Genomic DNA, 23,396 nt, shown 5'->3' on the forward strand with positions numbered 1-23,396 from the left:
TGCCCGTCGAACCGATGATCGCCGTGGTCTCACCCGGACGCGCGACCAGCGCCACGTCCTTCAGGACCGACTCCTCCGCGCCCGGGTAGCGGAAGTCCGCGCTCCTGACCTCCAGGTGCCCGCGCCGGTCGAGCGTCCGCACCGGCTCGGCCGGCGGCACGACGCTCGTCTCCGTGCCGAGGACCTCCTCGATGCGCTCCGCGCAGACCTCGGCGCGCGGCACCATCATGAACATGAAGGTGGCCATCATCACGGCCATCACGATCTGCATCAGATAGGCGAGGAAGGCGGTCAGCGCGCCGATCTCCATCCCGCCGCTGTCGATGCGGTGCGCGCCGAACCAGACCACGGCCACGCTGGAGACGTTCACGACGGTCATCACCGTCGGGAACATCAGCGCCATCAGCCGCCCGGTCGCCAACGACACCTCGGTCAGCTCGCCGTTGGACCCGCGGAAGCGCTCCTCCTCGTACCCGTCCTTCACGAAGGCGCGGATGACCCGGTTGCCGGTGATCTGCTCGCGCAGCACCCGGTTCACCGTGTCGAGCCGCTCCTGCATGGTCCGGAAGAGCGGCCGCATCCGCCGCACGATCAGCGAGACGGCGACGCCGAGGACCGGCACCACCGCGAGCAGCACGCCCGACAGGGGGACGTCCTGGCCGAGCGCCATCACGATGCCGCCGACGCACATGATGGGCGCGGAGACCATCAGGGTGAAGCCCATCAGGACCAGCATCTGGACCTGCTGGACGTCGTTGGTCGTACGGGTGATCAGCGAGGGAGCGCCGAAGTGGCCGAGCTCCCGGGCGGAGAAGGACTGCACCCGGTCGAAGACCGCGCCGCGCACGTCACGGCCGAGCGCCGAGGCGGTCCGCGCGCCGTAGTACACGGCCCCGATGTTGCAGACGACCTGGACGACGGAGACGCCGACCATCAGGGCGCCGAAGCGCAGGATGTAGCCGGTGTCCCCGTTGACGACACCGCGGTCGATGATGTCGGCGTTCAGGGTCGGCAGGTAGAGGCTCGCGCAGGTCTGCAGGAACTGCAGCAGGACGAGCAGCGCGATGGGTTTTCGATAGGGCCGCAGATGGGTTCGGAGAAGTCTTATGAGCACGGCTCCTACTATCGCCCGCACCCCGGAAGCGTTACGACTCGGTTTCGGGGCGCGGGCGGAGCTCCGGGCAGGACTTCACGAACCGAACGCGCCCGGGTGGACCTGCTCCCGCGTCGCCACGTACTGCTGCCGCACCGCCTGTCCCGCCGACAGGTCGTCGCCGGGTTCCAGGATCTGCGCGACCGCCCCCTGCCACGGCGGGGGGGCGGACGGGGACAGCGTGCCCCGCGCGGCCCCGAGCGCCCAGGCGGCCTGCCGGGCCGCGCCGAGCGCCGCGTAGTCGGCCGGCTGGGGGACGACGACCTGCGCGCCGAAGAGCGCCGGCGCGAGGGCCTGCACGGCCGGCAGGGCGGCCGCCGCGCCGAGCAGGAAGACCCGCCGCACCTCGACGCCCCGCCCGCGCAGCACGTCCATGGCGTCGGTGAGCGCGCAGAGCATCCCCTCGAACGCCGCCCGCGCCAGGTGCTCGGGCTTCATCGACTCGCGCCGCAGCCCGCTGAGCGTGCCCGCCGTGTGCGGCAGGTTCGGGGTCCGCTCGCCCTCCAGATAGGGCAGCAGGACGAGCCCCGAGGCACCCGGCGTCGACTTCAGCGCCAGCGCCGACAGCTCGTCCAGCGACTCCAGGCCCAGCATCTCGGCGGTCCCGCGCAGCGCCCGCACGGCGTTGGAGGTGGAGACGACGGGCAGGTGCATGCCGGTGGCGTCGGCGAAGGAGGTGATCATGCCGCTCGGGTCGGCGAGTGCCTCGTGGTGCACGGCCATCACGGAGCCGGAGGCGCCGAGCGAGACCACCGCGTCGCCGGGGCCGAGACCGAGGCCGAGCGCGGCGGCCATCGTCTCGCCGGTGCCGGCGGAGACGAGGAGGCCCTCGGGAGTGATCCCGGCGGCCTCGGAGGGCCCGAGGACCTCGGGCAGCACGGCCTGGTGGCCGAGCGCCAGCTCGACGAGGTCGGGCCGGTAGGTCCCGGTCCGCGCGGACCAGTAACCGGTCCCCGAGGCGGCACCGCGGTCGGTGGTGCGGCGGACGGGACGGCCGAGGAGCTGCCAGACGAGCCAGTCGTGGGGCTGGAGGACCAGGGCGACCCGCTGGGCGTTCTCGGGCTCCGCGCGGGCCAGCCAGCGCAGCTTGGCGACCGGCTGCCCGGCGCCGGGCACGCTGCCGACGGCCTCGGCCCAGGCCTGCCGTCCGCCCAGCGACTCCACGAGGTCGGCGGCGGCGACCTGCGCGCGCTTGTCGTTGCGGACCAGCGCGGGCCGCACCAGGCCGCCCTGCGCGTCGAGCGGCACGAGCCCGTGCTGCTGCGCGGAGACGCCGATGGCCTCCACGCCCTCCAGGAGGCCGCCGGAGGCGGCCTCCCCGAGCGAGAGCAGCCAGGTCTGCGGATCGACGTCGACGGCCTTCGGTTCACCGGGATGCGCGGCGTACCCCTGCCGCAGCACGGCACCCGTGTCCGTGTCACAGACGACGATGCGTGTGAACTCCGCAGAGCTGTCCAGTCCGGCGACTATCCCCATGACACATGATTCTGCCGCACGCCGGGCGCTCAGGTGTTGCTGGTGCCCCAGTCCTCCTCCTCGACCTTGCCGTTGCCCATGCCACGCCCCCGCAGGGCGTGGACCCGGTCGGTCACGGAGGTCGGCAGTCGGTCGCCGACCTTGTCGCCCACGAGGTGCACCGCCTTGCCCGCGGCCTGGCGGCCGGTCTGGGCGGCGGTCTCGGCGGCGTTCCGCACGGCGGGGTTCTCGGCGAACTCCTTGGCGGACTTCTTCATCTGTTCGTAGCGTTCGCGTCCGGCCCGTGTGCCGATCACGAAACCGAGGGCGAGTCCCACGACGAACGTCAGCTTGTACCGCACGGCTGCGATCCTTCCCTGGAGGCCCTGGGGATACCGATTGGCGGAGCACCCCCCTGCTTGCGCTAATGTATGTCTCGCAGCGAGCGAGCGCCGCCCGGCAGGTGTCGAGGTGGATCCGATCGGTGCAACGCAGCAATCCCCTGTAGCTCAATTGGCAGAGCAGCCGGCTGTTAACCGGCAGGTTACTGGTTCGAGTCCAGTCGGGGGAGCGCGATCCCCTGTAGCTCAATTGGCAGAGCATTCGGCTGTTAACCGGAGGGTTACTGGTTCGAGTCCAGTCGGGGGAGCGAGACGGAAGAGGACCCTTCGGGGTCCTTTTTCGCGTCTCCGGGAACCATCCGGAGCGCGGCGCGGTCTTCATGGTCGAGCAGAGCCGATCATCCGGAGCAGGAGATCGTATGAGCGGCTATGCTGCGGCAGACGGCGCGCACACATGTACGCGCCTCACCGTTCGGGGCGGTAGCTCAGCCGGTTAGAGCAGCGGACTCATAATCCGTCGGCCGTGGGTTCGAGTCCCACCCGCCCCACCACAGAAAAACGTTCTGACCTGTGAAAACGCCCCTGGAGGGGTGCTTTCGCGCAGAACGCCCGCCCCTCGCCCGTGAGGCGGGGCGGGCACACCCGGCCTGCCGCACCGGTCCCCGGCCTTCTCGACCCGGGGTTCCGGGTGGAACGCGGGTGCGGATCCAGGACGATGATTCCACGACGGCCCCGCCTCCCGTGCGTGACACGCCGCACACCGCGTCGAAATCTCCGTCTTGTCGCGACGCGCCCGTGACGACCCGGCTCGGGCGGGGGTGACCGATGGCGCTCTCCGGGGACGGACGGAAAGCCGTGGACGAGCGGGAGCGTTCCGGTGTGCGGAGAGCCAGCCCCCGCCTCCTCGTGGCGCTGCGAGCGCGCTTCCGCCGACCCCGACCTCGGCCGTGAGCGGCGCCGCCCAGGGGTGTGACGCCGATCACGGCGCGAACCCGTGATGATCCGACGCCCGCTTCCGCTGGGTTCACGGGAGGACGGGGAAAGCCCGCCGTCCTCCCGGGAGATCAGGGGACCGGGAGAACCGCACCGGTCCATACACGAGGGGTGGGACCGATGGACCGAGTCAGCCGCACGCTGCGGGCCGCCGACATGAGCCGGCGCGCCTCCGCGTTCGTGACCCGCACGACCGCGAGGACGCGGCTCCCCCTCGACTTCTCCGCGGCCAGCCTGCGCATCGTCGACCGCGTGGTGGACGGTCTGCGGCAGGGGGCCGGCGACCCGGCCGGCGTGGCACCTGTCCTCCAGGAGCTCGGGGCGTACGTCGGCGAGGTGCTCGTCCGGCGGGCGCGAGCCCACTGGGTCGACTTCGACGACACGGCGTCCGAGATGTTCCGGCAGCCGGTCGGCGTCCGGACGCCCGACGGGCGGGCGTGGAACCCGCTCGGCAAGGTGGTCAACCGCTTCGAACTGGGCCCCGGCGAATCCGCTTACGCACTCTTCCTGTCGGTCCCGCGCCTCCCGAAGGGCCTGCCGCTCTCGCCGGGGACGGTCGACGGCCTGCGGCTTCCCGCCGCGTAGGGCGGCGCGACGCGGCCTCAGTCGGCGCGGAAACCGATGCGGACCGCGTCGCTCGACGGCACGACGAGCACGTTCCCGTGCGTCTCCGCCCAGTTCTCCGGGATGAGGAACATACGGCCGTTCGCCTCGGCGAGCAGGCGCAGACCCTCGTACCGGTACCGGAACCGCTGCGGGGGCTCCGTGAGGGGCAGGACCGTCTCGCGGGCCTGCCCGGGCGGGAAGTAGAGCCGTTCCGCCGTGTCGAGGGTCACCGCGGGGCGCAGCCACAGATTCTGCGCCAGATGGTCGGCGTCGTCGTCACCGTGCCGTTTGGCGTACGCGTGGACCGCCCAGAAGGAGCGCCCGCCCCGGCACCGGGGCGGCGGTGCCGGGGCGGACGTCGGCGTCAGTAGGTCAGGATGCCCGGGTCCGACTGGCTGGGCGTGCCCGTCTCCACGTGTCCGGCGAGGCGGCGGAGGTATTCCGTGCTCGCGGAGGACGTGACGGTGACGTCGTACCAGTGGTGGGCGGCGGAGACGTCGACGGTGTGGGTGACGGTGGCGCCCTTGGCGACCGAGAGGGTCGTGGGGGAGCCGCCGTAGGAGTCGGTCACGGTCACGGTGGCGGTGGTGCCCGCGTTGGTGAACGTGAGGCCGAGGCGGCCGGTCGTCGCGTCGTGCCGGGCGGTCACCTCCGGGACCGCCGTCTTGCCGGGGGAGCGGAAGCGGCGGAGGAAGCCGTTGGGGCCGTGGACCGTGAGGTCGGTGACGCCCTTGCTGTACTTGGTGTTCCAGGTGTCCGCGATCGACTTGTTCGCTTCCGCCGTGTACGTCCACGGCGCGTCCGTGCGGTTCGCCGAGGTCACGTAGAACTGGGCGCCGGCCGCGGGGCCTCCGCTGAACGTGAGGCGGTAGGTGCCCGCCGTCACGTCCGCCGCGCCGTCCACGTACGGCGCGTACTTCAGCGGGCGGGTCGGCTTGGCGCCCGGCTCCTGGCGGGGCATCGTGCCGACGGCCGGGGCGGTGGCCGGGAAGTCGGGGTGGCGGTTCCTGTCCGGCGGGTAGTAGCCGGACGTCGGCGGGAGCGGGGCGGGCTGCGCGTCCGTGCGCGTGAAGTCGAACGCCGAGGTCAGGTCGCCGCAGATCGCGCGGCGCCACGGGGAGATGTTGGGCTCGCGCACCCCGAAGCGGCTCTCCATGAAGCGGATGACCGAGGTGTGGTCGAAGGTCTCCGAGCAGGTGTAGCCGCCCTTCGACCAGGGGGAGACGACGATCATCGGGACCCGGGGGCCGAGGCCGTAGGGGCCGGCCACGTAACCCGTCCTGCCCCCGAAGTGGTCGAGGGCGGTCGGGGCCGTCGACAGGCCCTGCGCCGCCGAGCCCGGGGCGTACGGCGGGACCACGTGGTCGAAGAAGCCGTCGTTCTCGTCGTACGTGATGAACAGGGCGGTACGGGCCCACACGTCCGGGTTCGAGGTCAGCGCGTCCAGGACCTGCGAGATGTACCAGGCGCCGTAGTTGGCCGGCCAGTTGGCGTGCTCCGAGAAGGCCTCCGGAGCCGCGATCCAGGAGATCTGCGGCAGCCGGCCGCCCTGCACGTCGGCGCGCAGGACGTCGAAGAAGCCCTCGCCCGCCTTGGCGTTCGTGCCCGTGCGGGCCTTGTCGTAGAGCGGGTTGCCCGGCTGGGCGTTGCGGTAGTTGTTGAAGTAGAGGAGGGAGTTGTCGCCGTAGTTGCCGCGGAAGGCGTCGCTGATCCAGCCCCAGGAGCCGGCCGCGTTCAGGCCGTCGCCGACGTCCTGGTAGATCTTCCAGGAGACCCCCGCCGTCTCCAGGCGCTCGGGGTAGGTGGTCCAGCCGTAGCCCGCCTCGGCGTTGTTCAGGACGGGGCCGCCGCCCGTGCCGTCGTTGCCGACGTACCCGGTCCACATGTAGTAGCGGTTCGGGTCGGTGGCGCCGATGAACGAGCAGTGGTACGCGTCGCAGATGGTGAACGCGTCGGCGAGCGCGTAGTGGAAGGGGATGTCCTCGCGGGTGAGGTGCGCCATCGTGGCCTTGGTCTTGGCCGGTATCCAGTTGTCGTACCTGCCCTTGTTGAAGGCGCTCTGGCCGCCCGCCCAGTCGTGGTTGAGGCCCTGGAGGTACTCCATGCCCAGCTTGTCGCTGGTCGGCCGGAAGGGGAGCGTGACCTTGCTGCCGTCCGACTGGTTCCAGACCGACTTCCCGCTGGGCAGGGTCACCGGGCGCGGGTCGCCGAAGCCCCGTACGCCCTTCATCGCCCCGAAGTAGTGGTCGAAGGAACGGTTCTCCTGCATCAGGACCACGATGTGCTCGATGTCCTGGATCGTGCCGGTGGCGCCCTGCGCCGGGATCGCGGCGGCGCGGGCGATGCTCTCCGAGAGCATCGTGAACGCGGCGGCGCCGCCGGTCAGCTGCAGGAACCGGCGGCGATTGAGGTCGGCCATGGGGGGAGTTCTCCTCCGGTGTGAGTACGACGGTGCGGGCGCGGGTGCGGGTGCGGTGCGACCGGGCGGACCGGTCGACGGGCGCCCCAAGGAGAGCGCCCGTGGACCACCGCCGGGCGGCCGTCCCATGACTGCCCGTCGTACGGCGGGCGAACCCCCCGTGCCCGAACGTGAAAACTCACAACCGAACGCCCCTGGTGGGTCGATGACCACCAGGGGCGTGCGGGAACCAACAGAAAACTACTCGACGACGAGCTCGACCTCGATGTTTCCGCGGGTGGCCTTCGAGTAGGGGCAGAAGGCGTGCGTCTTCTTCAGGAGGGCGAGGCCCGCCTCGCCCTGGAGGTGCTCGGGGAACTCGGCGCGCATCACGACCGCGAGGCCGAAGCCGCCGTCCGCCGGGTCCTTGCCGATGGAGACCTCGGCGGTGACGGAGGCCTCGGAGACGTCGATCCGCTCCTGGCGCGCGACCACGCCCATGGCGCTGGCGAAGCAGGCCGCGTACCCGGCGGCGAAGAGCTGCTCCGGGTTGGTGCCCTGACCGTTGCCGCCGAGGGCCTCCGGGTGGGCGAGGGGGAGGTCGAGCCGGCCGTCGGAGCTGACGGCGCGGCCCTCGCGGCCGTTGGCGGTGGCGACGGCGGTGTAGATCGCGTCCATGGGGTTCTTCCGTTCCTCGAAGGGATCGTGTCGGGCTGCCCTTATATTGTTAGGGCACGATTAAGTTGTGCACAACTTAATCGCGTGTGATGCGCATCTCCCGTATCCTGGGCTCCATGGACGAGGACTTCCTCCGGCTCGACAACCAGATCTGCTTCTCCCTGCACGCCGCCACCCGCGCCTTCAACGGCGTCTACCGGAGCGCGCTCAAGGAGCTGGGCCTGACCTACCCCCAGTACCTCGTCATGCTCGTGCTCTGGGAGCACGGGGAGCTGCCCGTGAAGGGGATCGGCGAGCGCCTGCGGCTCGACTCCGGAACCCTGTCGCCGCTGCTCAAGCGCCTGGAGGCGGCCGGGCACGTCGAGCGCCGCCGCAGCCCCGAGGACGAGCGGTCCGTCACCGTCCGCCTCACCGGCGAGGGGACCGCCCTGCGCGAGAAGGCCCTCGGCGTGCCGCGCCGGATCGCCACCGCCACCGGCCTGGACATCGACGAGATCGTCGAGCTGCGGGAGCGCCTCGACGCGCTGGCCGCCCGGCTCGACTCCCTCGACCCGGACGGCCTCGTGCCCTGCGCCGCCGACGACTGACGCGTCACCGACGACTGACTGACGCGTCACCGACGGCTGACTGACGTGTCACCGACGGCTGACGCGCCACCGGCGCCGCGCCCGCCTTCACGGGCGGGAGCCGCCACTTGGGTGCGGGCGGGGGCCCGGTGCCCGTTCATCGGATGGTAAGGATCATCGACCGCATCCGCCCCTATACTCGCTCCATGTCCGACATCACCATCCGGCGCGCCACCGCCGACGACTCCAAGCGGCTCACCCGGCTCGTCCGCACCTCGAAGGCCTACCGGGGCGACTACGCCGCCATGGTCGAGGGGTACCAGGTCGGCGGTCCGTACATCGAGCACCATCCCGTCTTCGTCGCCGTCGACGAGGGCGACGGCGACGAGGACGGCGGCCGGGTGCTCGGGTTCTACGCCCTCCTCGTCGACGAGGCCGAGCTCGACCTCGCGTTCGTCGCCGACGCCGCCCAGGGACTCGGCATAGGCCGGCTCCTCATGGAGCACATGACCGGGCAGGCCAGGGCCGCCGGGCTCGGCTCCGTGCGGGTCGTCGCGCATCCGCCGGCCGAGGAGTTCTACCTGCGGACCGGCGCCGTCCGCACCGGCACCGTGCCGCCCGCCGGCCGCATCCACTGGGAGCGCCCCGAGCTGCGGTACGACGTCGCGTGACCGCCGCCCAGGACACCCGGGAGCGGGAGCGGGACCGCCGCAAGGTCTTCGCCGACCTCACCCCGCTGCGCACCTCCGCGCACTACCGCCGCCTCTGGTTCGGGAACACCGTCTCCTGGGTCGGACAGGGCATGACGGCCCTCGCCGTCTCCCTTCAGGTGTACGACATCACCCGCTCGCCCTTCTCCGTCGGGCTCGTCGGCCTCTTCGCCCTCGTCCCGCTGGTCGTCTTCGGCCTGTACGGCGGGGCCGTCGCCGACACCGTCGACCGCCGCAAGCTCGGCCTCGCCAGTGCGAGCGGCTCCGCCGTGCTCTCCATCGCCCTGGCCACGGCCGCGTTCGCCGGCTTCCACCACGTCGGGTTCCTGTACGCGATCGTCGCCCTCCAGGCCGTGTGCGCCGCGCTCAACGCGCCCGCCCGCTCCTCGATGATCCCCCGGCTCCTGCCGCCCGAGCAGCTGCGCGCCGCCAACGCGCTCAACTCGATGGTCACCACCTTCGGCACCCTCGTCGGGCCCAGCCTCGGCGGACTGATCGTCGGGTTCGCCGGCTACCAGACCGCGTACCTCGTGGACGCCGTCGCGTTCACCGCGAGCCTGTACGCGATGTGGCGGCTGCCGTCCATGCTGCCGGAACGGACGGGGGGCAAGCGGGCCTCGGTCCTCGACGGGCTCCGCTTCCTCGCCACCCGTCCCAACCTGCGCATGACGTTCTTCTCGGACTTCTGCGCGATGATCCTCGCCCATCCCCGCGCCCTGTTCCCCGCCGTCGCCGTCCTCTGGTACGGCGGCGACGCGAGGACCACGGGCCTCCTGGTGGCCGCGCCCGCGTTCGGGGCGCTCCTCGGCGGGGTCCTCTCCGGCTGGCAGGGCCGCATCCGCCACCACGGGCAGGCGATCCTGCTCGCCGTCGCCTCCTGGGGCACCGCCATCGCCCTCTTCGGGCTGACCCGGAACCTCTGGCTCGGGCTCCTCATGCTCGCCCTCGCCGGCTACTCCGACACCGTCTCGATGATCTTCCGGAACACGATGATGCAGGTCGCCGCCCCGGACGAGATGCGCGGCCGGCTCCAGGGCGTCTTCATCGTGGTCGTCGCGGGCGGGCCCCGCCTCGGCGACTTCCTCGCCGGCTCCGTCGCGGACCTCACCTCGCCGGCGGTCGCCGTCACCGGCGGCGGGATCGCCTGCGTCGTCGCGATCGGCCTCCTCGCCCTGTACGGGCGCGGCTTCCGCCGCTACGACGCCCACGACCCGGCCCCCTGACCCCCTCCCCGAACGCCCCCCGCCCGACTGGCGGTTGGCCGCCACGGCACATAACCGCCAGGAGCGACGGGGGTCAACTCCCGCCCCACGGGCCAAGACTCCTCGCGGCACCCGGAACACACCCCCGACCCCGGGTCCGCGAGGAGTTCGAACGATGACGTCGAGGACCGCACCCTTCGACAGAGGAAGGGCCGTGCTGCTCGCCGCGGGCCTCTCCCTCGCGATGCTCTCGGCCGGGCAGACCGCCGCCGCCGCGCACCCCGCCCCCGCCCTGCCGGACACCTTCGGGCCGTCGGCGACGAGCCACACCGTCACCCTCGTCACCGGCGACCGCGTCACCCTCACCGACCTCGGCGACGGGAGCAGGACCGTCACCGTCGACCGGGCGAAGGGCGCCACCGGCGCGGTACGCAGCCGGACGTCGAACGGCCGCGTCACCGTCGTCCCCGACGAGGCCCGCCCCTACCTGGCCTCCGGCGCGCTCGACCCGCGCCTCTTCGACGTCACCGGCCTCGTCGAGCAGGGCATCACCGGCGAGCTCCCGCTGATCGTCACGTACGGCGGGAAGAGCGCCCGCGCCGCCGCCCCGCGCGGCACCGAGACCGTCCGCGCCCTGCCCAGCATCGGCGGCGCCGCCGTCACCGCCACCGACCCCACCGCCTTCTGGCAGGACTTCACCGCACGCGGCACCCGGGCCGCCCGCACCGCGACCCCCGGCAAGGTCTGGCTCGACGGCCGGGTCGAGGCGGCCATGGCCGAGTCCAACGCCCAGATCGGCACCCCGAAGGCCTGGGAGGCCGGACTCACCGGCAAGGGCGTCAAGGTCGCCGTCCTCGACACCGGCGCCGACCTCGGCCACCCCGACCTCACGGGCCGGATCGCCGAGACCAGGTCCTTCATCGAGGGCCAGGAGGTCGCCGACCGGGGCGGCCACGGCACCCACGTCACCTCCACCGTCGGCGGCTCCGGCGCCGCGAGCGGCGGTGAGGAGAAGGGCGTCGCCCCCGGCGCCACCCTCGCCGTCGGCAAGGTCCTCAGCGACGAGGGCTCCGGCACCGAGTCGCAGATCATCGCGGGCATGGAGTGGGCCGCCGAGGACGTCGACGCGAAGATCGTCTCGATGAGCCTCGGCTCCGCCGAACCCAGCGACGGCACCGACCCGATGGCCCAGGCCGTCGACGCGCTCTCCGCCGAGACCGGCGCCCTCTTCGTCGTCGCCGCCGGAAACACCGGCTCCCCCGGCTCCATCGGCTCGCCCGGCGCCGCCGACTCCGCGCTCACCGTCGGCGCCGTCGACTCCGCCGACCGGGCCGCCTACTTCACCAGCCAGGGCCCCCGCCACGGCGACCAGGCCCTCAAGCCCGACGTGTCCGCGCCCGGCGTGGACATCCTCGCCGCCCGCTCCCGGCTCGTCCCCGGCAGCGGCCCCTACACGACCATGAGCGGCACCTCCATGGCGACCCCGCACGTCGCCGGCGTCGCCGCGCTGCTCGCCGAGGAGCACCCCGACTGGACCGGCACCCGGCTCAAGGACGCGCTGATGTCCTCGTCGAAGACCCTCGACGCCGGCGCGTACGAGCTCGGCGCCGGCCGGGTCGACGTGGCCGCCGCGATCGCCGCGAACGTCACCGCCACCGGCTCCGCCGACCTCGGCTTCACCTCCTGGCCCTACGAGGCGGACAAGCCGGTCACCCGGACCGTCACCTACACCAACTCCTCCGACACCCCGGTCGAGTTGGACCTCGCCGTCGAGGGCATGCCCACCGGGGTCGCCACCCTCGCCGACACCGCCCTCACCGTTCCCGCCCACGGCTCCGCCTCCACCACCGTCACCGGCGACGGCACCGAGGCGCCCGTCGGGCGGTCCTCCGGCCGGATCACCGCCACCGCCGGCGGCGCGCCCGTCGCGCACACAGCCCTCGGCCTGGTGAAGGAGGAGGAGCGCCACACCCTCACCGTCCACGTCAAGGACCGCGACGGCGCCCCCGTCCCCGCCCACCTGGGCGTCCAGCAGCTCGCCGAGGACGCGGACCCCTTCCCGGCCGCCGTCGGCGAGTCCGGCACCCTCGAACTGCGCCTCCGGCCCGGCACGTACACCGTCGACACCTTCCTCGACGTGCGCGGCTCCCACGGCGAGGACTCCCTCGGCCTCGGCTTCCTCACCGAGCCCGAGATCGTCCTCGACCGCGACCGCGAGATCACCCTCGACGGGCGGCGGCTGCGCGAGATCCGCGCCGAGGTCGAGAAGCGGACCGAGACCCGCCAGCTCCTCATGGAGTTCGACCGCAAGGCGAACGGCGCCTCCTACGGCGGAGCCGTCCAGGTTCCCGCGGCCTACGACTCGATCTTCGCCGCACCCACCCGGAAGCCCGCCACCGGCACCTTCGAGTACCGGACCGTCTGGCGCCTCGGCAAGCCGCTCCTGGAGGCGGGCGTCGGCGGCGTCCGCCTCTCCGACGCCACCCCGCAGGCCGGCGCGACCCTCCTCGAAGGCCGCCACCGCCTCGGCCTCGTCGACGCGGGCACCGGCACCCCCGCCGAGTACACGGGCAAGAACGCCGCCGGCAAGGCCGTTCTCGTCCGGCTCACCGAGGGCGCCGACCCGGCGCTGCTCGCCCAGACCGCCCAGGACGCGGGCGCCCGGGCCCTGTTCGTCACCGACGACCGGCCCGGCCGGCTGATGGAGTGGTTCGGCACCGCCGACTACCAGGACCGGCCGCTCCCCGTCGCCACCGTGAACACCGCCGACGCCGACCGGCTCGCCGCCGGTGCCGCCCGGGGCCTGCGCGTCGACCTGACCGGCACCCGCTTCACCCCGTACACCTACGACCTCTCCGAGGGGCACCCCGGCGCCATCGGGAAGGACCTCGTCTTCCGGCCCGACCGGGACGAACTCGCCACGGTCCGCTCCACGTTCCGCATGCCGACCAGGAGGAGGGAACTCGGCGGCGAGTTCCGGTACTCGCTCACCGACGCCTTCCCGATCGGCTTCGGCTTCAAGGAGCGGATCGCCTTCCCGGCCGAGCGCACCGAGTACGTCTCCACCGGCACCGGCCAGCGCTGGCACGAGTCCGTCGACCTCGGCGAGTCCCTGGAGGAGCGCGGCGGCCAGTCCGTCTACCGGGGCGGCAGCCGCACGGACCTCGACTGGTTCGGCCCCGTCTGGCACCCGTGGCTCGGCACCGGCCTCGGCTGGGGCCAGCAGCGCACCGGCAACGACCTCCGCTTCAACACCCCCGGCTGGGGCGACTCCGGCACCGACCACACCGGCTTCGGCAACGTGTGGAGCGACGACACGATGACCCAGTACACCGAGGTGTACGTGGACGGCGTCCGCGTCGACCGCAGGACGAGCTCCGGCGCCTACGCCTGGGACGCCCCGGCGGCGGAGGCCTCGTACAGGGTCGTCACCGACACCGCCCTCGACGCGGACCGCTGGCGGCTCGGCACCGAGGGCCACAGCGAGTGGACCTTCCGCTCCGCCGAGACCCCCGACGACCGCGTCACCTACCTGCCGATGCTCAACCTCGGCTTCGACGTGGACACCGACCTCCACGGCGACGTCCGCGCCGGGAGCCGGCTGCCCGTCGGCATCTCCGCCGCGTACGTGAAGGGCGCCGCCGACACCGGCACCATCGGCACCGGCACCCTGGAGGTCTCCTACGACGAGGGCACGACCTGGACGAAGGTCGCGCTCGCGAAGTCCTCGCGCGGCGCCGCCTGGACCGGCGAACTCCGGATCCCGTCCGGCGCGGGGTCGGTGTCGCTGCGGGCCGGGGCGAGCGACGACCGGGGAGGCTCTGTGAGCCAGGAGCTGATCCGCGCGGTAGGAGTGAAGAGGTAGGGGCGAAGGGAGAGGAACGAAGAGGGAGGAGCCGAGCAGAAGCAACGGCGTGGCCGGGGCCCCGGGAGGGACCCGGCCACCGTCCGCTCAACCGGACACCGGCAGCGCCTTCTTCAGGACCTTGCCCATGTCGTTGCGGGGCAGCGCGTCCAGGTAGCGCACCACCCGGGGGCGCTTGTGCGGCGCGAGCAGCCCCGCCACGTGGTCGGCGAGCTCCGCCTCCGCCGGCGGCTCCTTCCCGTCCTGCGGCACCACCCAGGCCACGATCCGCTCGCCCAGGTCGGGGTCCGGCTCGCCCGTGACGGCCGCCTCCCGGACGCCCGGGTGGTCGAGGAGCGCGTTCTCGATCTCGCCCGCCCCGATCTTGTAGCCGCCGCTCTTGATCAGGTCCGTCGCCTTCCGGCCCACCAGACGCACCCCGCCGTCCGCCTCGCGGACCGCCATGTCGCCGGTGCGGAACCAGTCGCCGTCGAAGGCCGCGGCCGTCGCGTCCGGCCGGTTCAGATAGCCGGAGAAGAGGTTCGGGCCGCGCACCTGCACCTCGCCGACCGTCTCCCCGTCGCGCTCCTCCAGGACGGAGCCGTCCTCGTCCACCAGACGCAGGTCCACCCCCGCGAGCGGCGTCCCCACCGTTCCCGGGCGGGGTTCGCCGCCCGGGCGCACGCTGGTGTTCATGAGCGTCTCGCTCATCCCGTACCGCTCCACGACCGTCCGGCCCGTCGCCGCCGCGATCCGCTCGTGGTCGTGCACCGGCAGCGCCGCCGAACCGGAGACGAGGAGCCGGGCGCCCGCCAGCGCCTGCGCGAGGCGGTCGTCCCCGTCCAGCGCGTCCGCGATCCGGTGGTACATCGTCGGCACGCCGAAGAGCACGGTCCCGCCGCTGCCCAGCTCCCGCCCGACGCCCTCCACGGAGAAGGCCCCCAGGTGCCGGACCTCGCCGCCGCGCCGCAACGGGCCCAGGATCCCGAGGACCAGCCCGTGCACGTGGAACAGCGGCAGCGCGTGCACCAGGACGTCGTCCGCCGTCCACGACCAGGCCTCGGCCAGCGCGTCCAGGGAGGCGGCGACCGCGCGGCGCGAGAGGAGGACGCCCTTCGGGGGGCCGGTGGTGCCGGAGGTGTAGACGACGAGCGCGGTCGCCTCGGGATCGACGGGGGCGGTGGTGGGGGGCCCGGGCGGGCCGGTGAGCTCCACGTCGACCCGGGGGAGCGCCGCGAGCCCCGTCGGCAGCTCGTCCCCGGGGCCCGCGAGCACCAGGTCCGGCGTGCTGTCGCCGAGGATGTGCGCCAACTCCCGCTCTCCGGTGCGCGGATTGAGCGGTACGGCCGGCACGCCGGCGAGCAGGGCGGCGACCACGGCGACGGCCGTGCGGGCGGTGGGGGTCGCCCAGACGGCGACCCGGCCCGCGCCGCCGGCCCGGCCGATCCGTCCGATCCGTCCGGCGAGGGCGCCGGCGGCGCGGGCCAGTTCGGCGTACGTCAGGGCGTCGGGGCCGACGCGCAGGGCGGGGCGGTCGTCGGGCGGGGCCGCGCGTTCGATGTCGGGGAAGAGCGCACTCACCGGTCGTACTCCTCGGGTTGGTCGAGGGCGAGGGGTTACGCGCCGCATTCTGCCGCGCCCGCGCTACGGGCTGCGCCTGCCGGGCCCCTGTGATGGGCACAACGGAACGGCGCCCCTTGCCGGGCCCGGGCTCCCGCGCCCTGACCCGCACCCGAGGTGCATCGCGCAAGGTGGTGCGGGTCCAGGCGCGGAACGCGGAGGCGCCGCTGGAGCGCGCCGTCCCGTGTGCCCACCCGTCCCGCCCTGCGGGACGATTGCCCACACGGGGGGGGTGGGCCGGGGCACCGCCCCCTGCCGGGCGCGGCCCGCACCGCCCGGCGCGGAAGCGCGGTGTCCTCAAGGACTGGTGGCGGTCAGTTTCGTCGGGTGGGGGGTCGGCGCCTCGCCGTCCGGTCGGATCCCCCGCATCCGACCGTACGCGTACACGCACCCCGCCAGCGCCAGGTCCGACAGCAGCATGAAGCCGATCGAGTACGAGCCCTTCGCGCTGTAGATCGCGCCCATCACCAACGGCGGCAGGAACCCGCCGAGTCCGCCCGTCGCGCCGACGATGCCGGTCACGCTGCCGACCTTCGCCTGCGGGGTGACCTGGGAGACCAGGGCGAAGACGGAGCCGCTCGCCGTGCCGAGCCCGGCCGCCATGACGAGCAGGGCGACGGTGCCGCCGGGGTTCAGCGGTGGGTCGAAGGCCTGGACGACGGCGAGCAGGGCGACGACCCCGAGCGCGACGGCCGTGACGAGCGCCGGGTGGACCCGGTCCGAGAGCCAGCCGCCGACGGGGCGGAAGACGACCGTCACCAGGGCGAACCCGGCCGCCTTGGTGCCCGCGTCCGTCGGACCGAGCTCGTACCAGGTCTTCAGGTACGTCGGCAGGTAGACGCCGAACGCGACGATGCCGCCGAACCCGATCGCGTACAGCGCCGACAGCTCCCACGTCACCCGCAGCCGTGCCGCCGAACCCAGGCGACCGGCCAGGGAGGCGGTGGGGACCGGGCGGTCCGGGCGGTCCGTGATGAGGAACGCCGCGAGCACCGCGTACGCAGCCAGCGCGATCGCGACCACGACGAACGGCAGGTTCTCGCCGTGCTCGGCGATCCAGGGCGTGAAGTAGCCGGAGAGCGCGACGCCGCCCATGCCCATGCCGAACACCCCGAGCGCGAGACCGCGCTTGGCGGGCGGGAACCAGGAGTTGACGAGCGGGATGCCGATGGCGAACGTCGTGCCGCCGAGGCCGAGGAGGAAGCCGACGACCAACAGCAGGCCGTAGCTGTCCTTGACGACGATCAGGAGCAGCACCGGGACGGTCGTCAGCGCCGAGACCAGCGGGAACATCAGCTTCGCCCCGTACCTGTCGGTCAGCGCCCCGGCCGGGATGCGGCCGACCGAGCCGACCAGGACGGGCACCGCGACGAGCAGGGACTGCTGGAAGGAGCTGAGACGGAGCCGGTCGCCGTACCAGCTCGCGATCGGTGCGATCAGGTCCCACGCCCAGAAGGTGAGCGTGAAGCCGACGGTGGCCGTCACCAGGTTGCGGTAGGCCGCCGCTGTGGGGGGCTCGGTCTCGGTGGTCACCCCTCCAGTCAAGATCCGGGGGAGGGGTCCGGCGCGCCGGATTGGGCCGTACGGGGCCCCTCAGGGCCAGGTCACCGTGGTCGGCGGCGTGCCGTCGTCCTCGACGCGCAGCCGGGCGCCGTCGTTCCCGGCCGAGACCTCGACCGTGATCGCGCCGACCTCCGGCCGCCGGTGCGCCGCGGCGAGCGCCCCGCGCAGCGCGGCGAGGAGCCTGTCCGCCGTCTCCTCGTCGACGAGCGTGTCGACCGCGCCGGTGAAGTGCACGGACGGCTGGAAGCCGAGCGGGACCGCGGCCCCGCCGGTCTCGCGCAGCACCCGTCCCCGGAAGGAGGCCGGCGCGTCCGCGGGCGGCTGCTGGAGGGCGAAGATGGTCGTCCGGACCTCCTGGATCGTCGAGTCCAGTTCGTCCACGGCCCGGCCGAGCAGTTCGTCCTCGTCGGAGGAGCCGCCCGCCCGCCGCCGCGTCGACTCCAGCATCATCTCGGTGGCGAACAGCCGCTGCACCACCAGGTCGTGCAGGTCCCGGGCGATCCGGTCGCGGTCCTCGAAGACGGCCAGCCGCTCCCGGTCGTGCCGCGCGTCCGCGAGGACCAGCGCGAGCGCCGCCTGCGAGGCGAACTGCGAGGCGAGCAGCCGTTCCACCGCCGAGTACGGCCGGCCGCCGCGCCGCCGGGGCAGGGCGAGGGTGCCGATGAGCTTCCCGCCGCTCTGCAGCGGCAGCATCATCGACGGGCCGAAACGGGACCGGACGTGCGTGGTCATCCGCGGATCGGTCGCCGAGTCCTCGACGAAGACGGGCTCCCCGCCGAGGAGTTGGACCAGGACGGGGGAGCCGGGCGCGATCGTCGTGCCGACCAGGTCGCCCGGGTCGTCGTGGGTGGAGGCGGCGACGATCTCCATCCCGCCCTCCTCGGTGGGCTGGAGGACCACGCCGGCCGAGGCGCCGGCGAGGACGCGGGCCCGCTCGGCGACGGTCGTCAGGGCGTTCTCGGCGGTGGCGCCGGTGAGCAGGGCCGTGGTCACCGCGGCCGCGCCCTCGATCCAGCGTTCCCGCTGCCGGGCCGTCTCGTACAGACGGGCGTTGCCGATGGCGATCCCCGCCTGGGAGGCGAGGACCCGGAGCAGGGCGAGGTCCTGCTCGGTGAAGGGGCCCGCGTGCTTCTCGGTGAGGTACAGGTTGCCGAAGACCTCGGTGTGGACCCGGATCGGGACGCCGAGGAAGCCGCGCATCTCCGGGTGGCCCTCGGGGACGCCGGAGGAGCGCGGGTCGGCCGTCAGGTCGTCGAGCCGCAGCGGCCGCGGGTCCTGGACGAGGACGCCGAGCAGTCCGGTGCGGCCGTCGGGGAGGCGGCCGATCCGCCGGCGCTCCTCGTCGGTCATGCCGGAGGTGAAGAGCTCGGTGAGGCGGTGGCGCTCGGGGTCGACGACCCCGAGCGCCCCGTAGCGGGCACCGATCAGCTCGGTCGCGGAGTCCACGATGTGCTGGAGGGTGGTGCGGAGGTCGAGGTCCGTGCCGACGCCGAGGACCGCTTCGAGCAGCAGGGGCAGGCGGGGCGAGTCCGCGTCCGCTTCTCCCGCGTCCGGGCCCTCCGTGTCCGCTTCTCCCGCGCCCGCGTCTCCCGCGCCTGCGTCTCCCGCGCCTGCGTCTCCCGTGTCTGCGTCTCCCGCGCCCGGGTCTCCCGCGCCCGGGCCCTCCGCGTCCTCGTTCATGATCGTCACGGTCTCATCGTCGTACGAACCATCCTTGACCGGGACGGTTCACTCCTCGTCGGCGAGCGGGTCCCGCTCCGCCAGCGGGTCCAGGACCATCGGCTGGACCTTGCCCTCCAGCATCGCGCCGAGCCCCAGGACCGCGCACACGTCCGGCCGTTCGGCGATGTGCACCGGCATCCCGGTCGCCTCCCGCAGCATCTGGTCGAGGCCCGGCAGCAGGGCGCTGCCGCCCACCATCATGATCCCGCGGTCGGCGAGGTCGGCCACCAGGTCCGGCGGGCAGTCCCGCAGCACCTTCCCGATGCCGTCGAGGACCGCCGTCAGCGGGGTGTGGATCGCGTCCCGTACGGCGGCGGTGTCGACGGTCACCGACCGCGCCAGGCCGGTGGCGACGTCCCGGCCGTGGATCTCCGTCCAGGCGGGCCCCTGCGTGGTCAGGCCGTTGCCGCTGAGGGCCAGCTGCAGCGGGCGCACCGACTGGCTCGGCAGCATCAGCTCGTGGTGGTGGCGCAGGTGCTGGATGACGGCGTGGTCGATGGCGTCGCCGCCGACGGGCATCCGCTCCGCCGTGACGATCGCGCCGAGCGAGAGCACCGCGACCTGTGTGGTCGCCGCCCCGCACACCAGGATCATGGTCGCGGTCGGCTGCTCGACGGGGAGCCCGCAGCCGACGGCCGCCGCGATCAGGGTGTCGACCAGCTCGACCCGGCGCGCCCCGAGACCGACGAGGGTCTCCACGGCGGCGCGCTGTGCGAGCGGATCGCTGTCGTGCGGGGTGCAGGCGGCCGCGCGCAGCCGGGGCTTGCGGCGCAGCTGTCTGCGCAGCTTCTCGCCGAGGAGGTGGCGGAGCATCCGCTGCGCCATCTCGATGTCGACGACCGTGCCGCCCGAGACCGGGCGTACGACGCGGATGTAGTCGGGGGTGCGGCCGGTCATCTTCTCGGCGAGGGCGCCGACGGCGATCAGCGCTCCGGTACGGGTGTTGACGGCGGCGACGCTGGGCTCGTCGACGACGAGTCCGGCGCCCTTGACGAAGACCCGGGTGCGGGCGGCACCCAGGTCGACGGCGACATGGCAACGGCGCAGCTGATCAAGGCTGACGGTCACGGCTGATCCTCCGGAGTGCGGTGCTGGCACGGGCGAGGGGGTCGCGATTCGCGGTCCTGTTCGCATCGTCGGGCCCTCCGGGGCGCGGCGCGCGCTGGGCTGCGCCGCCCGGGGCCCCGCGTGCGCGCCGTGGCGGGGCGCCCACTCCCGGTGAGGGAGGTCCGGAGGCGATCCTTCCCGAAGCGGGAGAATCACGGCGCGCCGCCGTCGACCTGCGGTTTCCACACAGGATCCTCACGTTCGTGCCTACCTGCCGCCGTACCGGGCCGCATAGCCTGCGGGCCCCATGGACTACTGCCACGCGTGCCGGCGGCATCTCAACGGGGCCCTCGCCTGTGCCGGGTGCGGGACGCCGGTGGAGGAGCTGCGGTACGAGACCCCCCGCACACCGGTCCCCACCCCGGACCGGACCGTGCCGTACGGCGAGCCCGACCGGCTCGCGGTGTACGGCGAGCCGGAGCGGCCCGCGTTCCACGGCGAGCCCGACCGGCCCGCGTTCCACGGCGAGCCGTCCGACGGCGGGCCGTCCCGCGACGAGCCGGACCGGCCCGCGCCCGAGCACGTCTACGAACTGGACGTCCTGGAGCCGCCCCGTCCGGCCCCCGGCGGGCGCCGCGCCGCCCGTGCCGCCGCGCAGGACCGCGCCGCCCGGGACCGCTCGGCCGCGCGGCGGGGGAGGCGATCGCGCTCGCGCCGGGGTCGTACGGTCCTCGTGGGGACGATGGGGCTCCTCCTCGCGGCCGGGTCGCTGACCCTGGCGAAGCTCGCCCTGGAGCCGCCGCCGCCCGACGGTTCGGCCGTCGCGGTGGAGGAGCTGGAGGTCACCGAGACCCCGCTGTCGCCGGAGCCCGTCGAGACCACCGAGCCGCCGGACGGGTCCCACCCGGCCCCGGCGACGGACGCGCCGGGCTCCGTCTCCGCGCACCCCCGCCAGGTGAGCGCGGAATCGGGACCGGGACCCGGCACGGCCACGGGCTCCGGCCCGGGCTCCGGTACGGGGACGGGGCCGGGGTCGCGCCCCGGCACGGGCGTGGGCACGGGGGCCGGTGACGGCACCGGTCAGGGGGGCGGCGGGGCCCCGACCTCCGCGCCGACGACCACCGGCCCGCCCTCCCCGACCGCCACGACCGCCGCGCCCACCGCCTCCGCGACGGCGGACGGCCCGACGCCGGGCGGTCCGGGGACGCCCACCGGGCCGACGCCCTCGACCGCGGGCCCCACGCCGACCCGGGCCCCGACGCCCGACCCGACCCCCACGTGCACCCGCTTCCTCTGGTGGTGCGTCTGAGGCCCCGGTTCCCGGCCGTGTAAGGGTGCCGTCCGAGGCCCGGTTCCCGGCCGCGCGGTGGTGCGTCCGGGGTTCCGGTCCTACGCCGCGTCCGCGCCCAGCATCCGCTTGAGCAGGTCCCGGAGCAGGGTCCGCTCGGTCTCGGTCAGTTCGCCGAGGGGTTCGCGCGCGAAGTCCAGGGACTCGCGCAGCCGGCGGGCGGTGTCCCGGCCCTCGTCCGTGGGGACGGCCAGCTTGACCCGCCGGTCGTCCGGGTCGGGCCGGCGCTCGACCAGGCCGCGGGCCTCCAGGCGGTCGACGATCCCGGTGACGTTGGAGGGCTCGCACTTGAGCTTCCGGGCGATGCGGCGCATCGGCAGCGGGTCGAGCGAGAGCAGGCCGAGGACGCGGGCCTGGGCGCCGGTCAGCGCGTGCTGCGCGGCCGCCTGCTCGTACTCCTCGTAGTAGCGCGCCACGACCGTGCCGATCAGCTCGACGACTTCGAGGGTCAGGGGGTCCGTGCGTGAGGTGGCCATGGGCATCAGTCTATCCAGATGCTTGACAACATGAAATATCTAGGAGCATGGTTGTTTGAGGTAGTAAACCTTTTGTGATCATAAGCTTTTCTGGAGGCCGTACTCATGTCCGTTCTTCCCGCGTCCAGCCGTGAGTGGCACCTCGTCGCCCGTCCGCACGGCTGGCCCGTTCCGGCGGACTTCGCCCTGCGCGAGACCCCGGTCGTCGAGCCCGCCGAGGGCCGCATCCTCGTGCGCAACCTGCACTTCTCCGTCGACCCGTACATGCGCGGCCGGATGAACGACGTGAAGTCGTACGTCCCGCCCTTCAAGCTCGACCACCCGATGGACGGCGGGGCCGTCGGCGAGGTCGTGGCGTCCAACGCCGAGGGCTTCGCCGTCGGCGACCACGTCCTGCACGGCCTCGGCTGGCGCGAGTACGCCGACGTCCCGGCCCAGCACGCCACCAAGGTCGACCCGGCGCTCGCCCCCCTCTCCGCCTACCTCGGCGTGCTCGGCATGACCGGCCTCACGGCCTACGCCGGCCTCTTCGAGGTCGCCTCCTTCAAGGAGGGCGACGCCGTCTTCGTCTCCGGCGCGGCCGGCGCCGTCGGCAGCCAGGTCGGCCAGATGGCGAGGCTCAGGGGCGCCTCCCGGGTCATCGGCTCCGCCGGCTCCGACGAGAAGGTCAAGTTCCTCGTCGAGGAGCTCGGCTTCGACGCGGCCTTCAACTACAAGAACGGCCCGGTCAAGGACCAGCTCCGCGAGGCCGCCCCGGACGGCATCGACGTCTACTTCGACAACGTCGGCGGGGACCACCTCGAAGCCGCGATCTCCTCGCTCAACGTGCACGGCCGCGCCACCATCTGCGGCATGATCGCCCAGTACAACGACACCGAGCCGGTCCCGGGCCCGCGCAACATGGCGATGATCATCGGCAAGCGGCTGCGGCTCCAGGGCGTCCTCGTCGGCGACCACTATGGCCTGCAGAACCAGTTCGTCCAGGAGGTCGGCGGCTGGCTCGCCTCGGGCGAGCTGAAGCACCGCGAGACCTTCGTCGAGGGCATCGAGAACGGCGTGGACGCCTTCCTCGGACTGCTCCGCGGCGACAACACCGGAAAGATGATCGTCTCGGCGACCCGCTAGTCTTCCCTCAGCCGCCGCGATCGTGGGCGCGAGTCGTCGGCGGAACGAACAAGGAAGACACCAGCATGTCGATCCAGCAGTCCGATGTCCTCTACACTGCCGTCGCCACCGCCGAGAACGGCCGTGACGGGCGCGTCGCCACCGACGACGGTCAGCTCGACGTCGTCGTGAACCCGCCCAAGGCCATGGGCGGTTCCGGCGCGGGCACCAACCCCGAGCAGCTCTTCGCGGCCGGCTACAGCGCCTGCTTCCAGGGCGCGCTCGGCGTCGTCGCCCGCAACGAGAACGCCGACGTCTCCGGCTCGACGGTCACCGCCGAGGTCGGCATCGGCAAGAACGACGACGGCTTCGGCATCATCGTCAAGATCTCGGCGACCATCCCGAACGTGGACGCCGAGACCGCCAAGAGCCTGATCGAGAAGGCCCACCAGGTCTGCCCGTACTCCAAGGCGACCCGCGGCAACATCACGGTCGAGCTCGCCGTCTGAGTCCGACCCCAGGGCCTTCGGCCCACAGGTCCTGAGAGGGCCGCCCCCGGTCGACCGGGGG

19 protein-coding genes and 3 tRNA genes are annotated in these 23,396 nt (G+C 73.3%); 11 read left to right on the forward strand and 11 right to left on the reverse strand.

What is annotated here, in order from left to right; translation table 11 throughout:
- From ACZ66Z_RS22575 to ACZ66Z_RS22585, 3 genes are all read right to left on the reverse strand, one after another.
- Positions 1 to 1,114, reverse strand: a 1,114-nt coding sequence (locus ACZ66Z_RS22575) for an ABC transporter permease (protein ID WP_469936613.1), incomplete at its 3' end; no start/stop codon positions are given.
- A gap of 75 nt (positions 1,115 to 1,189) precedes the next feature.
- Positions 1,190 to 2,629 (reverse strand): FGGY family carbohydrate kinase, encoded by a 1,440-nt coding sequence (locus ACZ66Z_RS22580; protein ID WP_469936615.1) that lies wholly within the window; start codon positions 2,627 to 2,629, stop codon positions 1,190 to 1,192.
- Between the two features lie 29 nt (positions 2,630 to 2,658).
- Entirely contained in the window at positions 2,659 to 2,970 is a 312-nt protein-coding gene (locus tag ACZ66Z_RS22585) for a YtxH domain-containing protein (RefSeq protein ID WP_469936617.1), read from the reverse strand.
- 136 nt (positions 2,971 to 3,106) lie between these two features.
- Here ACZ66Z_RS22585 and ACZ66Z_RS22590 point away from each other — a divergent pair.
- The 4 genes from ACZ66Z_RS22590 (at position 3,107) to ACZ66Z_RS22605 (ending at position 4,527) form a co-directional block, all read left to right on the forward strand.
- Positions 3,107 to 3,179, forward strand: a tRNA-Asn gene (locus tag ACZ66Z_RS22590).
- A 5-nt stretch (positions 3,180 to 3,184) separates the two neighbouring features.
- Positions 3,185 to 3,257 (forward strand) — tRNA-Asn (locus tag ACZ66Z_RS22595).
- A gap of 166 nt (positions 3,258 to 3,423) precedes the next feature.
- A tRNA-Ile gene (locus ACZ66Z_RS22600) sits at positions 3,424 to 3,500 on the forward strand.
- Between the two features lie 562 nt (positions 3,501 to 4,062).
- Positions 4,063 to 4,527, forward strand: coding sequence for a hypothetical protein (locus ACZ66Z_RS22605; protein WP_469936619.1), 465 nt, complete (start codon positions 4,063 to 4,065; stop codon positions 4,525 to 4,527).
- Between the two features lie 17 nt (positions 4,528 to 4,544).
- Here ACZ66Z_RS22605 and ACZ66Z_RS22610 read toward each other — a convergent pair whose 3' ends face one another.
- From ACZ66Z_RS22610 to ACZ66Z_RS22620, 3 genes are all read right to left on the reverse strand, one after another.
- Positions 4,545 to 4,778, reverse strand: a complete 234-nt coding sequence (locus ACZ66Z_RS22610) for a hypothetical protein (RefSeq protein ID WP_469936621.1) — start codon at positions 4,776 to 4,778, stop codon at positions 4,545 to 4,547.
- A gap of 134 nt (positions 4,779 to 4,912) precedes the next feature.
- Positions 4,913 to 6,967 carry a phosphocholine-specific phospholipase C gene (locus ACZ66Z_RS22615; RefSeq protein WP_469936623.1) on the reverse strand — a complete coding sequence of 685 codons (2,055 nt, stop codon included), beginning with the start codon at positions 6,965 to 6,967 and terminating at the stop codon, positions 4,913 to 4,915.
- 240 nt (positions 6,968 to 7,207) lie between these two features.
- Positions 7,208 to 7,624, reverse strand: a complete 417-nt coding sequence (locus tag ACZ66Z_RS22620; RefSeq protein WP_190156536.1) for an organic hydroperoxide resistance protein — start codon at positions 7,622 to 7,624, stop codon at positions 7,208 to 7,210.
- A gap of 89 nt (positions 7,625 to 7,713) precedes the next feature.
- Between ACZ66Z_RS22620 and ACZ66Z_RS22625 the strand changes: the two genes are divergently transcribed.
- From ACZ66Z_RS22625 to ACZ66Z_RS22640, 4 genes are all read left to right on the forward strand, one after another.
- Positions 7,714 to 8,211 (forward strand): MarR family winged helix-turn-helix transcriptional regulator, encoded by a 498-nt coding sequence (locus ACZ66Z_RS22625; RefSeq protein WP_469936625.1) that lies wholly within the window; start codon positions 7,714 to 7,716, stop codon positions 8,209 to 8,211.
- Positions 8,212 to 8,396: 185 nt separating this feature from the next.
- Positions 8,397 to 8,861, forward strand: coding sequence for a GNAT family N-acetyltransferase (locus ACZ66Z_RS22630; RefSeq protein WP_469936627.1), 465 nt, complete (start codon positions 8,397 to 8,399; stop codon positions 8,859 to 8,861).
- Positions 8,858 to 10,123 (forward strand): MFS transporter, encoded by a 1,266-nt coding sequence (locus ACZ66Z_RS22635; RefSeq protein ID WP_469936629.1) that lies wholly within the window; start codon positions 8,858 to 8,860, stop codon positions 10,121 to 10,123. The genes ACZ66Z_RS22630 and ACZ66Z_RS22635 overlap by 4 nt, the downstream gene beginning before the upstream one ends.
- Before the next feature lie 154 nt (positions 10,124 to 10,277).
- Positions 10,278 to 13,967, forward strand: a complete 3,690-nt coding sequence (locus ACZ66Z_RS22640) for a S8 family serine peptidase (RefSeq protein WP_469936631.1) — start codon at positions 10,278 to 10,280, stop codon at positions 13,965 to 13,967.
- Positions 13,968 to 14,054: 87 nt separating this feature from the next.
- Here the strand turns inward: ACZ66Z_RS22640 and ACZ66Z_RS22645 are convergent, their stop codons facing one another.
- The 4 genes from ACZ66Z_RS22645 to mreB all read right to left on the reverse strand — a co-directional run bounded on the left by ACZ66Z_RS22645 (position 14,055) and on the right by mreB (position 19,919).
- Positions 14,055 to 15,527 (reverse strand): acyl-CoA synthetase, encoded by a 1,473-nt coding sequence (locus tag ACZ66Z_RS22645; protein WP_469936633.1) that lies wholly within the window; start codon positions 15,525 to 15,527, stop codon positions 14,055 to 14,057.
- A 336-nt stretch (positions 15,528 to 15,863) separates the two neighbouring features.
- Positions 15,864 to 17,099, reverse strand: a complete 1,236-nt coding sequence (locus tag ACZ66Z_RS22650; RefSeq protein ID WP_469936635.1) for an MFS transporter — start codon at positions 17,097 to 17,099, stop codon at positions 15,864 to 15,866.
- 60 nt (positions 17,100 to 17,159) lie between these two features.
- Entirely contained in the window at positions 17,160 to 18,809 is a 1,650-nt protein-coding gene (locus ACZ66Z_RS22655) for a GAF domain-containing protein (RefSeq protein WP_469937003.1), read from the reverse strand.
- A gap of 48 nt (positions 18,810 to 18,857) precedes the next feature.
- On the reverse strand, positions 18,858 to 19,919 hold the full coding sequence (mreB, locus tag ACZ66Z_RS22660) for a rod shape-determining protein MreB (protein ID WP_469936637.1): 1,062 nt from the start codon (positions 19,917 to 19,919) through the stop codon (positions 18,858 to 18,860).
- Positions 19,920 to 20,205: 286 nt separating this feature from the next.
- Between mreB and ACZ66Z_RS22665 the strand changes: the two genes are divergently transcribed.
- Positions 20,206 to 21,207: an SCO2400 family protein gene (locus tag ACZ66Z_RS22665; RefSeq protein WP_469936639.1), complete on the forward strand. Its 1,002-nt coding sequence runs from the start codon at positions 20,206 to 20,208 to the stop codon at positions 21,205 to 21,207.
- An 80-nt stretch (positions 21,208 to 21,287) separates the two neighbouring features.
- Here the strand turns inward: ACZ66Z_RS22665 and ACZ66Z_RS22670 are convergent, their stop codons facing one another.
- Positions 21,288 to 21,722 carry a MarR family winged helix-turn-helix transcriptional regulator gene (locus ACZ66Z_RS22670; RefSeq protein WP_469936641.1) on the reverse strand — a complete coding sequence of 145 codons (435 nt, stop codon included), beginning with the start codon at positions 21,720 to 21,722 and terminating at the stop codon, positions 21,288 to 21,290.
- 105 nt (positions 21,723 to 21,827) lie between these two features.
- Here ACZ66Z_RS22670 and ACZ66Z_RS22675 point away from each other — a divergent pair, with 105 nt between their 5' ends.
- On the forward strand, positions 21,828 to 22,847 hold the full coding sequence (locus ACZ66Z_RS22675; RefSeq protein ID WP_469936643.1) for an NADP-dependent oxidoreductase: 1,020 nt from the start codon (positions 21,828 to 21,830) through the stop codon (positions 22,845 to 22,847).
- A 65-nt stretch (positions 22,848 to 22,912) separates the two neighbouring features.
- Complete coding sequence (locus ACZ66Z_RS22680; RefSeq protein ID WP_086831271.1) at positions 22,913 to 23,335, forward strand: organic hydroperoxide resistance protein; 423 nt, start codon at positions 22,913 to 22,915, stop codon at positions 23,333 to 23,335.
- The last annotated feature ends 61 nt before the right edge of the window (positions 23,336 to 23,396 follow it).

Source organism: Streptomyces sp. NPDC107498 (assembly GCF_055582805.1).

Bases quoted from the DNA above. Each gene is read 5' to 3' on its own strand.
- ACZ66Z_RS22580 (WP_469936615.1), bottom strand. From the start codon at position 2,629: ATGGGGATAGTCGCCGGACTGGACAGCTCTGCGGAGTTCACACGCATC.
- ACZ66Z_RS22605 (WP_469936619.1), top strand. From the start codon at position 4,063: ATGGACCGAGTCAGCCGCACGCTGCGGGCCGCCGACATGAGCCGGCGC.
- ACZ66Z_RS22615 (WP_469936623.1), bottom strand. From the start codon at position 6,967: ATGGCCGACCTCAATCGCCGCCGGTTCCTGCAGCTGACCGGCGGCGCC.
- ACZ66Z_RS22620 (WP_190156536.1), bottom strand. From the start codon at position 7,624: ATGGACGCGATCTACACCGCCGTCGCCACCGCCAACGGCCGCGAGGGC.
- ACZ66Z_RS22625 (WP_469936625.1), top strand. From the start codon at position 7,714: ATGCGCATCTCCCGTATCCTGGGCTCCATGGACGAGGACTTCCTCCGG.
- ACZ66Z_RS22630 (WP_469936627.1), top strand. From the start codon at position 8,397: ATGTCCGACATCACCATCCGGCGCGCCACCGCCGACGACTCCAAGCGG.
- ACZ66Z_RS22640 (WP_469936631.1), top strand. From the start codon at position 10,278: ATGACGTCGAGGACCGCACCCTTCGACAGAGGAAGGGCCGTGCTGCTC.
- ACZ66Z_RS22655 (WP_469937003.1), bottom strand. From the start codon at position 18,809: ATGAACGAGGACGCGGAGGGCCCGGGCGCGGGAGACCCGGGCGCGGGA.
- ACZ66Z_RS22665 (WP_469936639.1), top strand. From the start codon at position 20,206: ATGGACTACTGCCACGCGTGCCGGCGGCATCTCAACGGGGCCCTCGCC.
- ACZ66Z_RS22670 (WP_469936641.1), bottom strand. From the start codon at position 21,722: ATGGCCACCTCACGCACGGACCCCCTGACCCTCGAAGTCGTCGAGCTG.
- ACZ66Z_RS22675 (WP_469936643.1), top strand. From the start codon at position 21,828: ATGTCCGTTCTTCCCGCGTCCAGCCGTGAGTGGCACCTCGTCGCCCGT.
- ACZ66Z_RS22680 (WP_086831271.1), top strand. From the start codon at position 22,913: ATGTCGATCCAGCAGTCCGATGTCCTCTACACTGCCGTCGCCACCGCC.